This window comes from Agromyces sp. NSFZ (assembly GCF_056156205.1).
In genome coordinates this window covers 635526-647743 of the sequence record NZ_CM149585.1, presented here as the reverse complement: position 1 = coordinate 647743, position 12218 = coordinate 635526, and the positions used below count along the sequence as shown (strand labels likewise).

The window sequence follows — 12218 nt, the reverse complement described above, 5'->3', positions numbered from 1 at the left end:
TGCCGTCAGGCGTTGGTCGACTGGCTGGCCATGTACGCCTCAGGCCCCATCTCGGCGGCGGCGGGCTCCATGAAGAGGAACGACAGGTTGTTGCCGTCGGGGTCGTCGAGGTCGCGCGAGTACATGAACCCGTAGTCCTGCGCCGGGCGCGGCTCGCTGCCGCCGGCCGCGAGCCCCTTCGCGAGCACGTCGTCGACGTCTTCGCGGGAGTCCCGGGTCAGCGCGATCGACACCTGCGCCTGGGTCTTCGGGTCGATGATCTGCTTGTCGGTGAACGTCGACAGGTACTCGCGGGTCAGCACCATGAAGTAGATGGTGTCGCTGAGCACGACGCACGCGGCGTTCTCGTCGGTGAAGTTCGGGTTGATGGTGAATCCGAGCGAGGTGTAGAAGGCCTTGGACCGCTCGAGGTCGCTCGACGGCAGGTTCACGAAGATGTTGGTGGACATGTGCACTGCTCCGTTCGAAAGGATGGATTCGGTTCGATCGTTAGCTTGCTCTTTGCAAGTACACTTGTCAATAGCAAGTAAAAGATGACTCGCGCCGGCCGGTCAGCGTCGTGCGCTCCGCCGCACCAGCAGCGCCAGGTGCAACCCCGTGAGCGCCTCACCGTCGTCGAGGTCGACCCCGAGCAGGTCGCCGATGAGCGCCAGCCGCTGGTAGAACACCGAGCGCGAGAGGTGGCTCGCGGCGGCCGCGGCCGTGCGATTGCCCGGGTGCGCGACCACGGCGCCGAGCACGTTCAGCAGGTCGCCGCCGCGCGCGAGGTCGTACTCGATGAGCGGTGCGAGCATGCGCTCGCTGTGGCGCAGCAGCCGATGATCGTCGCGCAGCGAGGCGACGAGCCGGATGAGTGGGTGGCCGTCCGCCCGGCGCACCTCGAGGCCCCGCTGACCCGGCGCCCGTGCGCCGCGGGCGAGGTCGATCGCCTCGAGCACCGACCCGAGCAGCTCGTCGAGGCCCTCGGCCGGCGTGCCGATCGAGAGGACGAGCCGATCGCGGGACGCCGCGTCGCCGCCGACGAGGGCCGAGGCGAGCACGTTCGCCTGCGTGTCGCCGAGCTCGCCGGGCTCGCCGGGCAGCGACAGCAGCATGACGCGCGCGCGGGGCAGCGCGACGGAGTCGGGTGCCACGGCATCGATCGCACGTCCGCCGAGCGCGCGCGCCGCGGCATCCGCCGACCCGCTCGTGATCGTCGCGCCCGTGGCGACGAGTCCGTACAGTCGCGCCCCGTCGACGGGGAGGCCGGCGGCCTCGAGGCGAGCGGTCGCCCCGCCCAGGCCGGTGAACCGCCCCTCGAGCAGCCCGTCGACGAGCCGCTGCCGCCCGATGCGCACCCATTCGTCATGCTCGCCGTCGGCGAGGCGCCCGAGCGCCAGCGCGATCGCCCCCTGCTCGAGCACCCCCGTGCGGCCGGCGGGATGCACGGGGCCCGGCAGCGCGATGAGGTGCCCCCAACGGATGCCGCGCGCCTCGACGGGCACGACGAGCCAGTCGTCGGCCGCGCCCGCGACCCCCTGACGGCGGCGATCCGCATCGCCTCGCCGCGCGGCGTCGCGCCGGTGGGCCCGACGCGAGCGCGACTCCCAGTTCGCGAACAGCTCCTCCTCGGCGGCGGGCGGCACGTCCGCGGCGACGACCTCGTGGGCGAGGTTCTCGAGCACCACGCCGGCGCCGAGCGTCTGGGCGAGCTGCTCCACGATGAAGTCGGCGGGCGAGCCGCGGAGGCTGAGCGCCGTGAAGCGCTCGCGCACCTCGTCTCGGGCGCGGAGCGCGGCCGTCTGCTCCGAGATGATGCGGCTGTGCACGGCCTCGGTGAGCGCGACGAACTTCACCTCGCGATGCAGGGCGATGAGCGCGAGGCCCCGCGCGCGTGCCGCGGACTCGACCACGCCGGGCACGTACCGGTAGTGCGCGCCGAGCTCCAGCACGAGACCCGACAGGCCCGCTTCCACGAGCCCGCCGACGAAGGCCTCGAGCTCCGCAGGCTCGGTGGGCCAGCCCGATCCGGTCGAGAGCAGCAATTCGCCGCCGTTGAGGAGCCGCGCCACGCCGGCGCTGTCGGAGACGTGCACCCAGCGCACCCGGGCCTCGAGGGCCTCGTCGCCCGAGAGCACCTCCGGCACGCCGTGCGCGACCGCGTCGAGGGTGAGGATCTCGCGCACGGTGGGCAGGCCGTCGTCGGCCACGGAGAGCCCGGTGCGGCCTGCCATACGGTCTGTTCGGATCGCCTCGTCTTCGCGACGGTCTGCCATCGGGCGGGCCTCTCTGCCTCTGCAATGCTGGGAGCACCAGCTTAGACGACGCACCCGGGCAATCTGTCCGGTGCGCCGGGAAGGAACCCCCCAATGAGTCTCATCCGACACTTCATCGCCGGTCAGGATGTCGCCGACGCCGAGCGCACGGGCCCTGTCTACAACCCCGCCACCGGTGTGCAGCAGCACGAGGTCGCGTTCGCGTCCGTCGGCGAGGTCGAGCAGGCCATCGCCGCCGCGAAGGCCGCTCTTCCCGGATGGCGCGCGACCGGCCTCGTGAAGCGCGCCGACGTGTTCTTCAGGTTGCGTCACCTGCTCGTCGAGCGCCAGGGCGAGCTCGCCGCGATCCTCACGAGCGAGCACGGAAAGGTGCTGTCGGATGCCGCGGGCGAGATCTCGCGGGGCATCGAGAACGTCGAGTTCGCCGCGGGTCTCGTGCACCTGCTGAAGGGCGAGCACTCCGAGCAGGTCGCCCGCGGGGTCGACGTGCACTCGGTGAAGCAGCCCGTCGGCGTGGTCGGGGCGATCACCCCGTTCAACTTCCCCGTCATGGTTCCGCTCTGGATGGTGGCATCCGCCATCGCCTGCGGCAACACCGTGGTGCTGAAGCCGTCGGAGAAGGACCCGAGCGCGTCGGTGTTCCTCGCGAAGCTGTTCCAGGAGGCGGGCCTGCCCGACGGCGTCCTCAACGTCGTGCACGGCGACAAGGTCGCGGTCGACACCATCCTCGACTCCCCCGACGTACGGGCGATCTCGTTCGTGGGCTCGACCCCGATCGCGAAGTCGATCTACGAGCGCGCCTCGGCGAACGGCAAGCGCGTGCAGGCCCTCGGCGGCGCGAAGAACCACATGGTCGTCATGCCCGACGCCGACCTCCAGAGCGCGGCCGACGCCGCCGTCTCGGCCGCCTACGGTTCGGCGGGTGAGCGTTGCATGGCGGTGTCGGTGCTCGTCGCGGTCGGCGATGTCGCCGACGGGCTCGTCGAGGCGGTGCGCTCGCGCATGGGCGCGCTGAAGATCGGTGACGGCACGGATGCCTCCAGCGAGATGGGCCCGCTCATCACGCGTGAGCACCGCGACAAGGTCGCCTCGTACGTCGCCGGTGCGGGCGCCGAGGGGGCCACGGTCGTGGTCGACGGCACGCAGCAGCAGTTCGAGGGCGACGGATTCTTCGTCGGCGTCTCGCTCGTCGACCACGTGAAGCCCGGCATGAAGGTGTACGAGGACGAGATCTTCGGGCCCGTGCTCTCGGTCGTGCGCGTCGAGACCTACGACGAGGCGGTCGAGCTCATCAACGCGAACCGCTTCGCGAACGGCGTCGCGATCTTCACGCGCGACGGCGGCACGGCCCGCCAGTTCGAGTTCGACATCGAGGTCGGCATGGTCGGCGTCAACGTGCCGATCCCCGTGCCGATCGGTGCGTACTCGTTCGGCGGCTGGAAGAACTCGCTGTTCGGCGACTCGCACATCTACGGCCCCGAGTCGGTGCACTTCTACACGCGGTCCAAGGTCGTCACGAGCCGCTGGCCGAACGCGTCCGAGTCGCAGATCAACCTCGGCTTCCCGTCGAACCACTGACCATCGGTCCCGAATTCAGGAACGGGGCCAGTCGGAATTCAGGAACAGGTGGGCGGATGTCGCGGGTCACGCACGATTTCGCGCGCCCCGCGGCATCTGCCCGCCCTCGCCTTCCTGAATTCCGATCGGCCGTTCCGGCGAGTTCGAGCCATCATTCCTGAATTCTGACCACTGAGACGGAGACCAAAGATGACCGACACGATCACCGCGACCGCGACGTACGTCGACCGGCACGGCACGCGCCATCCGCTTCCCGACCCCGCCGCCGACGCCCAGGTGCGCGCCGACGACCGGGGGCACGTGTTCCACTCGTGGAGCGCGCAGGCCCTCATCGACCCGCTGCCCGTCGCCGCCGGTGAGGGCTCGACGTTCTGGGACTACCAGGGCAACGCGTACCTCGACTTCTCGAGCCAGCTCGTGAACCTCAACCTCGGGCACCAGCACCCCGACCTCGTCGCCGCGATCCAGCAGCAGGCGGGGCGGCTCGCCACGATCCAGCCCTCGATGGCGAACGACGTGCGCGGCGAGCTCGCCCGCCGCATCGCCGAGGTCGCGCCAGGCGACCTCGACAAGGTGTTCTTCACCAACGGTGGCGCGGACGCCAACGAGCACGCCGTGCGCATGGCGCGCGCCGTCACCGGCCGGCGCAAGGTGCTCTCGATGTACCGGAGCTACCACGGCGGCACCGCGACCGCGATCTCGCTGACAGGCGACCCCCGCCGCTGGGCGAACGAGCCGAGCGACGGCAGCGTCGTGCACTTCCTCGGGCCGTACCCGTACCGGTCGTCGTTCCACGCGGCGGACGAGGCGGAGGAGACCCGGCGCGCGCTCGCGCACCTCGAGCAGCTCATCACGCTCGAGGGCGCGAACACCGTCGCGGCGATCATCATCGAGACCGTCGTCGGCACCAACGGCGTCCTCGTGCCGCCGGCCGGCTACCTGCAGGGCGTGCGCGAGCTCTGCGACCGGTACGGCATCGTCTACATCGCCGACGAGGTCATGGTCGGCTTCGGCCGCGTCGGCGAGTGGTTCGCGGTGAACCACTTCGGCGTCGTGCCCGACCTCATCACCTTCGCGAAGGGCGTGAACTCGGGCTACGTGCCGCTCGGCGGCGTCGTGATCTCGCAGCGCATCGCGTCGCACTTCGACACGGTCGCGTTCGCGGGCGGACTCACGTACTCGGGACATCCGCTCGCCTGCGCCGCCGGCGTCGCGACGTTCGAGGTGTTCGAGCGCGACGGCATCCTCGAGCACGTGCGCGACCTCGGTTCACGCGTCGTCGAGCCGCGCCTGCGCTCGATGGCCGAGCGGCACCCGTCGATCGGCGACGTGCGCGGCCTCGGCCTCTTCTGGGCCATCGAGTTCGTGAAGGACGCCGAGACCCGCGAACCGCTCGTGCCGTTCAATGCGAGCGGGGCGGATGCCGCGCCCATGAGCGCCCTGGCCGCCGCCTGCAAGCAGGCGGGGCTCTGGCCGTTCACGCACTTCAACCGCATGCACCTCGCACCGCCGCTCGTCATCACCGAGGACGAACTGGTGCGTGGCCTCGACATCATCGACGAGGCGATCACGGTGGCCGACGGCTACGTCGGCGCCTGACCCCGCGGGGGTCGAGGGGAGACCCTCCTCGACCCCCGCGTACCGCAGGACGCCGTCGGCTAGCCTGAGTCCCATGGACTCTCGGGCGGCGTCCGGCGGCATGGCCCGGCGAACCTTCCTCGCCGCATCGCTGTCGGGCGTGACCGCCCTCGCCCTGTCGAGTTGCTTCCCGCCCGAGCCGACGCCGTCGCCGACCCCGCCCCGCACGTCGACGCCGAAGCCCATCCCCGGGGTGCCCGAGCCCGTCGCGATGCGACGATCGAAGTGGGCCGGCGATCCGTTCGCGCGCGGGGCGTTCAGCTTCGACGCCGTGGGGTCCACCCCCGACCTCCGCGAGGCGCTCGGCGAGCCCGTGACCGATCGCCTCGTGTTCGCCGGCGAGGCCTGCTCGACGGATGCCCCTGGCACCCTGCAGGGGGCACGCGATTCGGGCCTGCGCGCCGCCGCCCACGTCATGCGGCCGGGAAGTCCCGGTGAGCGCGTCGCCGTCATCGGCGCCGGCGTCGCCGGGCTCACCGCGGCCCGCGAGCTCCACGACGCCGGGTACGAGGTCGTGGTGCTCGAGGCCAGGGAGCGCATCGGCGGTCGGGTCGACACCGTCGACGACCCCGCAGGCGACGGCACGGCCGAGTTCGGGGCCATGTTCGTCGGCGAGGACGCCGGCCTCGAGCTCGAACTCGCCGCAGCCGACATCGAGGTGCGACCCGTCACGCGCTCAGCGCTCATTCGCACGATCGACGGCACCGCCGTCGAACCGTCGGATGTCGGGTGGCAGGCGATCGACGCCGCGCAGGCGTGGGCGCAGGGAAGGCCGGAGGACGTCTCGCTCGCGACCGCGCTCGCCACGTCGGGCGTGCTGCCACTGCCCACTGAGCCCTCCGGCGATGGCACCACGCCGGCGGACTGGCTCCGCCATGCCCTCGCCAGCGGCGTGGAACCCGCCACCGGGGCAGCGCCGACACGTGTCTCCGCGCAGCGCTTCGACGCGGCCCGGGTCGAGACATCCGGAGCCTTCGTCACCGGACCCCTCGCCGACTGGCTCGACGGGCTCGCCGAGCCCCTCGAGGTCGTGCTCGCGAGCGCCGTCGTGCGCATCGCCTACGACGACGAGCGGGTGGGCATCCGGTTCGACTCGGGCGAGTCGCTCTCCACCGACCGGGTGATCGTCACGGTGCCGCTCGGCGTGCTGCAGACCGACACCATCGCCTTCGAGCCGGCGCTGCCGCTCATGCATCAGCGCGCGATCGCGACGCTCGGCATGGGTGTGGTGGATACCGTGCGCCTGCGCTTCGACGCGGCGTTCTGGCGGGAGCCGGCGCTCCCGACCGCCCGGCCCGGCGACGAGCCGATCGATCCTCCGGTCTTCCTCAGCACCGTCGGCACGGTGCCGGCCGTGGCCGTCTGGATCGACGTCGGCGTCGCGTCCGGCACCGACGAACCTGTGCTCGTCGGGCTCATCGCTGCCGAGCAGGCTCGGCGACTGGAGCAGCTGAACGACGGGGACTTCCGGAAGGCGGTGCTGCCAGGCCTCGCGCCCTTCGCCACAGCCGCCGGTTGAGCGCGACGAGCGCGGCGGTCAGTGCGAGGAAGATGGCGAGCACGAGCGCGCAGTAGAGGATGACGCCGACGAATCCGTCGACCTGGGCCTCGTCGAGGAAGAAGTACGGATACCAGCCCACGTCGGCGCCGCGCACGAGGGTGTACGCGAGCCAGACGGACGGGTAGACGACGACCCAGCCGACGGTCGACCACGGTACGCGCGGATTCAGCCCGAGCACGCTGTCGGTCGTCCACGCGATCACCGCGAGGCCGGGCACCACGAAGTGCAGGAGGGTGTCCGACCATGGCACCTCGACGCGGTAGTCGCGCGTCGAGGCCTGCGCCACGATGAGCCCGAACACGATGCCCGACACGAGCACGTAGACCGTCACGACGGTGCGGAGGATGCCGAGCCATGCGGGGTCGCTGGGCCGCAGCAGCGCGAACGCGCCGGCGATCAGCAGCGTCGCGACGGCCGCGAACGCCGACTGCACGGTGAAGTAGCTGAAGAAGTTCGCGGTCGCGAACGACCGGAAGCCGAGCACGTACTGGTAGTTGCCGATGATCGCGACGATCTCGAGCGCCGCGATGGCCAGCCGGAACACGCCGAGCGCGCGTCTGGCCTGCCTGCCCCAGAGCACGTCTCCCGGGCTGCGAGCAGGCATGCCTCAACGCTACGCCCTGCCCTTCGCGAGTCCACGGGATGGACGGGCCGGTGACGCGCGCAGGCGACCTGATCCTCTCGGCTCGGACACGCCCGCCCGCGGAGCGGATCAGCCGCTCGGGCCGAACCAGCGCGCGCGACGGACCGCACCGAACTGCGCCTTGTCGGCCGCGAACTCGACGGAGGGGCCGACCAGCTGCGCGCTCGGACCGCCGGGCGCGCCGAAGTCGACCTCGATGCGTCCGACCTCGCCGCCCCCGAACTCCATGAAGCAGGTGCCCGCCCCGCCGCGCACGAGCTCGCGCTCGCCGCGCACCCGGCGCACGATCTGCGAGGCGACGGCGCGCGCCGCGCTCTCGGAGAACGAGCCGGCCTTCGGCATCCCGACCTCGACGCAGTCGCCGATGGCCCAGACACCCGGGAACGTCGTCTCGAACGTGGCCCGGTCGACGGGGACCCACCCGTTCTCGGTGAGCCCGGAGTCCACGAGCACGTCGGGCACGCGGTGCGCGGGGATGCCGATGAAGAGGTCGTACGGTTCGTCGTGGTCGGCGAGGTGCGCGACCCGCGCGTCGGGGTCGATCCCATGCACGCGGTGCTGCTTCGTAAGCGTGATGTCGCGCTCTCCCAGTGCTCGCTCGACGGCGGCCGACACCGACGCCGAGATGGGAATGGGCGCCGGCTGCGGTGTCACGACGTGGATCGAACTGGTGTCCCGGATGCCCCGGGCGACGAGTTCGTCGTGCACCAGCAGCGCACCCTCGTAGGGCGCCGGCGGGCACTTGTACGGGATCGAGAGGATCGCGAGCATGACGCGGCCGCCATCGAAGCTCGCGAGCTCGTCGCGCAGGCGCGCGGCGCCCTCGACCGTGTAGAACTCGAAGCCGCCCTCGGTGAACCCAGGCGTCGCGTCGACGTCGTAGCCCGCGCCGAGCGCGACGACGAGGAGGTCGGGATCGTAGGTCGCGCCGTCGGTGACGACACGGCGCGTGGCGGGGTCGATCTCCAGCACGCGCTCTCGCCGGAACTCCACTCCGGGCTTCGAGATGCTCGCGTACGGGAGACGGATCTCGTCGGGTGCGCGACGCCCGGTGAGCACGTCGAGCTTCGAGAAGCCGAAGAAGAACGCGTCGTTCTGGTCGACGAGCGTCACCTCGACGGCACCGGGCAACTGTTCGGAGAGGACGTGGGCGAGCTCGAGCCCGCCGAACCCCGCACCGAGGATCAGGATGTTCGTCGTCATGCCCTCATGATCGTCGGGGGCGGTTCCGGCGTCCAGCGTCGCGCGCGCTCGTGCCTCAGTCGAGCGGACGCAGGATGCGGTCGAGGAAGCGGCGGGTGCGCTCCTCGGTCGGCTTCGTGAAGATGTCGCCAGGGGCGCCGCGCTCCACGACGACTCCGCCGTCGAGGAAGAGCACCTCGTCGGCGGCCTGCCGCGCGAACTGCAGCTCGTGGGTGACGACGACCATGGTCCAGCCCTCGTCGGCCAGCTCCTTGATGACCCGCAGCACCTCGCCCACGAGCTCGGGGTCGAGCGCGCTCGTCGGCTCGTCGAAGAGCAGCAGGTCGGGCTTCAGCGCGAGCGCGCGCACGATGCCGACGCGCTGCTGCTGCCCGCCCGACAGCTGGAACGGGTGGGCGTCGCGCTTGTCGGCGAGCCCGACCCGGTCGAGCAGGGCGGATGCCTCGGCGATCGCCCGCGCCTTCGGCACGCGCTGCACGCGCACGGGCCCCTCGATCACGTTCTCGATGACCGTCATGTGCGGGAACAGGTTGTGCTGCTGGAACACCATCGCCGACCGATCGCGCATCGCGAATCGCGCGGCCTTCGCGACGGGTTTCGAGAAGTCGAGCTCGGGACCGCCGGCGAACGACAGGATGCCGCCGTCGGGGGTCTCGAGTCCGTTCAGCGAACGCAGCACGGTGGTCTTGCCCGACCCGCTCGGGCCGATGAGCACCACGACCTCGCCGCGGCGCACCTCGAAGTCGAAGCCCTTGAGCACCTCGTTGTCGCCGAACGACTTGCGGATGCCGCGTGCCGTGAGCAGCACGGAGTCGTCGGGCGGTGTCTCGGGGGCGAGCGGGTCGGCCGGATCAGTGGGCGACATAACGGTCGAGCCTCCTCTCGAGGGCGCTCTGCCCGCTCGACAGCGCCAGGCAGAACAGCCAGTACACGAGCGCCGCCTCGAGGTAGAGCAGCATGAACTCCTGGCTGAACGCGGCGATCTGCTGCGCCACTCGGAACAGCTCGGTGACGAGGATGAGCGAGGCGAGCGACGTGTCCTTCACGAGCGAGATGAACGTGTTCGACAGCGGTGGTACCGACACGCGGGCGGCCTGCGGCAGGATGATGCGCCGGAGCGTCGTCGCGTGCGACATCCCGATCACATGGCCCGCCTCCCATTGCCCCTTCGGCACCGAGAGGATCGCCGCGCGGATCACCTCGGCCGCGTAGCCGCCCACGTTCAGCGAGAAGGCGACGATGGCGCTCGGCCAGGGGTCGATGACGACGCCCACGGCGGGCAGTCCGTAGAAGATCACGAACAGCTGCACGAGCAGCGGGGTGCCGCGGATCACCGACACGTAGAACCGCGCTGCCGAGGACACGATGCGGTTCCGTGAGAGGCGCGCGAGCGCCACGCCGAGCGCGAGCACGAGCCCGATCGCGAACGAGGCGAGGGCGAGCGGAATGGTGCCGCTCACCCCGCCCCACACGATCGGCCAGAACGACTCGAGGAACAGCTGCCAGCCGTCGGTCACGGTGAGGCCCCTTTCCGGATGTCCCCTGGTCGGGGCGACCGTGAGCCTACTCCGAGACGTCGGCGCCGAAGTACTTGTCGCCCAGCTCGGCGAGGACGCCCTCGTCGCGGAGCTCTGCGAGCGCCTCGTCGATCGCGGCGACGAGCGCCTGCTTGTCCTTCGTGAACGCGAAGGCGCTGAGCGACGTGTCGTCGGTCTCGGCGGCGACCTCGATCGCGGCGTCGGGCGTCGTGTTCACGTAGTCGAGGAAGGTGAGCTGGTCGTTGATCGTCGCGTCGACTCGGCCCTGCTGCAGCAGCGACACGGCCTGGGCCCACCCCTCGACGGCCTCGACGTTCGCGCCCGACTCGGTGGCCAGCGCGTACCAGTTGCTCGTGAGCGACTGCGCGGTGGTCTTGCCGGCGAGGTCGTCGAACGACGAGATCGAGGAGTCGCCCTCATTGACGACGATGACGCCGCGCGACACCGTGTAGGGCTCGCTGAAGAGGTACTGCTCCTCGCGCTCGGGCGTGATCGAGACCTGGTTGCCGATGACGTCGAACCGGCCGGCGTCGAGGCCCGCGAAGATCGCGTCCCACTGGGTCTCCTGGAACTCGATCTCGAGGCCGAGCTTCTCGGCGACCGCCTCGGCCACCTCGACGTCGTAGCCCACGAGGTCGCCGGAGCCGTCCTCGTGGTAGCTGAACGGGCGGTAGGTGCCCTCGGTCGCGACCGTCAGCGTGCCCGCCTTCACGAGGCCGAACTCGTCACCCCCGGTCGCGGCATCCGTACCGCCCTCGCCGGAGGTGCCGCTCGAGCAGGCCGCGAGCGCGAGGACGGCGGCGGATGCGGCGGCGAGGCCGAGGATGGTGCGGGCGCGTGACATGGGTGGTGCTCCGTTCGTGACGTTGGCAGGGGTGCCGGTGCTTCGGTCGGTCGCCCCGGACGCGACGAGTCCATCACGAGGGCGACGTCGAGTGAAACCTCGTGACGCCGCATTGCATTCCACCGACGGCATACCGGTTGCACGAGTCGGGAGGCAACCCCTCGCCTGCGGCGGAGCTGCGGCGCTAGTCTGGCGGCGTCGCGGGAGTCCCCTTCCGCGACGAGGTGCTCCCGACACCCGACCGAAGGAAAACCATGATCACGCTGTCCTGGCTCCTCCTCATCGCCCTCGTCGGCGGAGTGCTCGCGCTCGTCGACGGCATCTGGCGTCTCCGTGCGCGCGGCGGCTCCACCATCGTCGGCATCATCGAGATCGTCGTCGCCGGCCTGTTCCTGCTGTCGCTCTTCCTCCCCGGCATCCCGTGGGGCTCGCTCGTGCTCGGCGTCGCGACGCTCATCGTGCTGGCGGTCGCCCTGTTCGCGGGCGGGCGCACGGGCAAGACCCTCACGATCATCGCCCTCGTGGTGTTGGCCGTGTGGATCATCCTGGTCAACCGGTGGCTGGTCATCCCCGGCATCAACTGATCCACCAACGACCGCGGGCCGGCTGTCCGATCGGACAGCCGGCCCGCGTCATGCGCGGCGCGTCAGGTCAACGCCCGTATGCGGAGCTCCAGGCGAGGGCGTCGACGGCTTCGACTCCGATCTCGGGGTGCTTCGCGCGGAACTCGGCCGAGCCGGCGCTGAAGTCGGCCTCGAGCCGACGGGCGGCCTTGGCGAGTGCGGGTCCGGCTTCATGGCCGAACCGCGCGATGACGCGTGCATCGTCGCGCGCCGGGCGGGGTGTCGAACCCCATCCGGTCCATTCGACGACGGCGCGGGTGAGACGAGGCTCCATTGCCTTCATCACTTCTCCTTCTGTTGGAACGCTGCCACAGTACTCCCACGGAGCACCGTGG

The 12218-nt window shown here is 70.9% G+C and carries 12 protein-coding genes; 4 read left to right on the top strand and 8 right to left on the bottom strand.

Annotated elements, in window-relative coordinates:
* Positions 1–5 precede the first annotated feature (5 nt).
* Entirely contained in the window at positions 6–449 is a 444-nt protein-coding gene (locus tag ACVFI9_RS03095; RefSeq protein WP_474764579.1) for a VOC family protein, read from the bottom strand.
* Between the two features lie 102 nt (positions 450–551).
* Complete coding sequence (locus tag ACVFI9_RS03090) at positions 552–2213, bottom strand: PucR family transcriptional regulator (RefSeq protein WP_474764578.1); 1662 nt, start codon at positions 2211–2213, stop codon at positions 552–554.
* 135 nt (positions 2214–2348) lie between these two features.
* On the opposite strand from ACVFI9_RS03090, the gene ACVFI9_RS03085 reads away from it, so the two are divergent.
* The 3 genes from ACVFI9_RS03085 to ACVFI9_RS03075 all read left to right on the top strand — a co-directional run bounded on the left by ACVFI9_RS03085 (position 2349) and on the right by ACVFI9_RS03075 (position 6990).
* On the top strand, positions 2349–3833 hold the full coding sequence (locus ACVFI9_RS03085; protein WP_474764577.1) for a CoA-acylating methylmalonate-semialdehyde dehydrogenase: 1485 nt from the start codon (positions 2349–2351) through the stop codon (positions 3831–3833).
* A gap of 189 nt (positions 3834–4022) precedes the next feature.
* The gene (locus ACVFI9_RS03080) at positions 4023–5432 is read left to right on the top strand and encodes an aminotransferase class III-fold pyridoxal phosphate-dependent enzyme (protein WP_474764576.1); all 1410 of its coding nucleotides are present in this window, start codon (positions 4023–4025) and stop codon (positions 5430–5432) included.
* Between the two features lie 73 nt (positions 5433–5505).
* On the top strand, positions 5506–6990 hold the full coding sequence (locus tag ACVFI9_RS03075; RefSeq protein ID WP_474764575.1) for a flavin monoamine oxidase family protein: 1485 nt from the start codon (positions 5506–5508) through the stop codon (positions 6988–6990).
* On the opposite strand, the gene ACVFI9_RS03070 is transcribed toward ACVFI9_RS03075, so the two are convergent.
* From ACVFI9_RS03070 to ACVFI9_RS03050, 5 genes are all read right to left on the bottom strand, one after another.
* A complete protein-coding gene (locus ACVFI9_RS03070; RefSeq protein ID WP_474764574.1) occupies positions 6887–7636 on the bottom strand; it encodes a Pr6Pr family membrane protein in 750 nt (249 codons plus the stop codon). The two genes, ACVFI9_RS03075 and ACVFI9_RS03070, sit on opposite strands and share 104 nt — an antisense overlap.
* Before the next feature lie 108 nt (positions 7637–7744).
* A complete protein-coding gene (locus ACVFI9_RS03065) occupies positions 7745–8878 on the bottom strand; it encodes an NAD(P)/FAD-dependent oxidoreductase (protein ID WP_474764573.1) in 1134 nt (377 codons plus the stop codon).
* 55 nt (positions 8879–8933) lie between these two features.
* Positions 8934–9743 carry an amino acid ABC transporter ATP-binding protein gene (locus ACVFI9_RS03060; RefSeq protein ID WP_474764572.1) on the bottom strand — a complete coding sequence of 270 codons (810 nt, stop codon included), beginning with the start codon at positions 9741–9743 and terminating at the stop codon, positions 8934–8936.
* Positions 9730–10395: an amino acid ABC transporter permease gene (locus ACVFI9_RS03055; RefSeq protein WP_474764571.1), complete on the bottom strand. Its 666-nt coding sequence runs from the start codon at positions 10393–10395 to the stop codon at positions 9730–9732. Before ACVFI9_RS03055 ends, ACVFI9_RS03060 begins: the two co-directional genes overlap by 14 nt.
* Before the next feature lie 46 nt (positions 10396–10441).
* Positions 10442–11260 (bottom strand): amino acid ABC transporter substrate-binding protein, encoded by an 819-nt coding sequence (locus ACVFI9_RS03050; RefSeq protein ID WP_474764570.1) that lies wholly within the window; start codon positions 11258–11260, stop codon positions 10442–10444.
* 254 nt (positions 11261–11514) lie between these two features.
* Between ACVFI9_RS03050 and ACVFI9_RS03045 the strand changes: the two genes are divergently transcribed.
* Positions 11515–11844 carry a hypothetical protein gene (locus ACVFI9_RS03045; protein ID WP_474764569.1) on the top strand — a complete coding sequence of 110 codons (330 nt, stop codon included), beginning with the start codon at positions 11515–11517 and terminating at the stop codon, positions 11842–11844.
* A 67-nt stretch (positions 11845–11911) separates the two neighbouring features.
* On the opposite strand, the gene ACVFI9_RS03040 is transcribed toward ACVFI9_RS03045, so the two are convergent.
* Positions 11912–12166: a hypothetical protein gene (locus ACVFI9_RS03040; RefSeq protein ID WP_474764568.1), complete on the bottom strand. Its 255-nt coding sequence runs from the start codon at positions 12164–12166 to the stop codon at positions 11912–11914.
* Between the last annotated feature and the right edge of the window lie 52 nt (positions 12167–12218).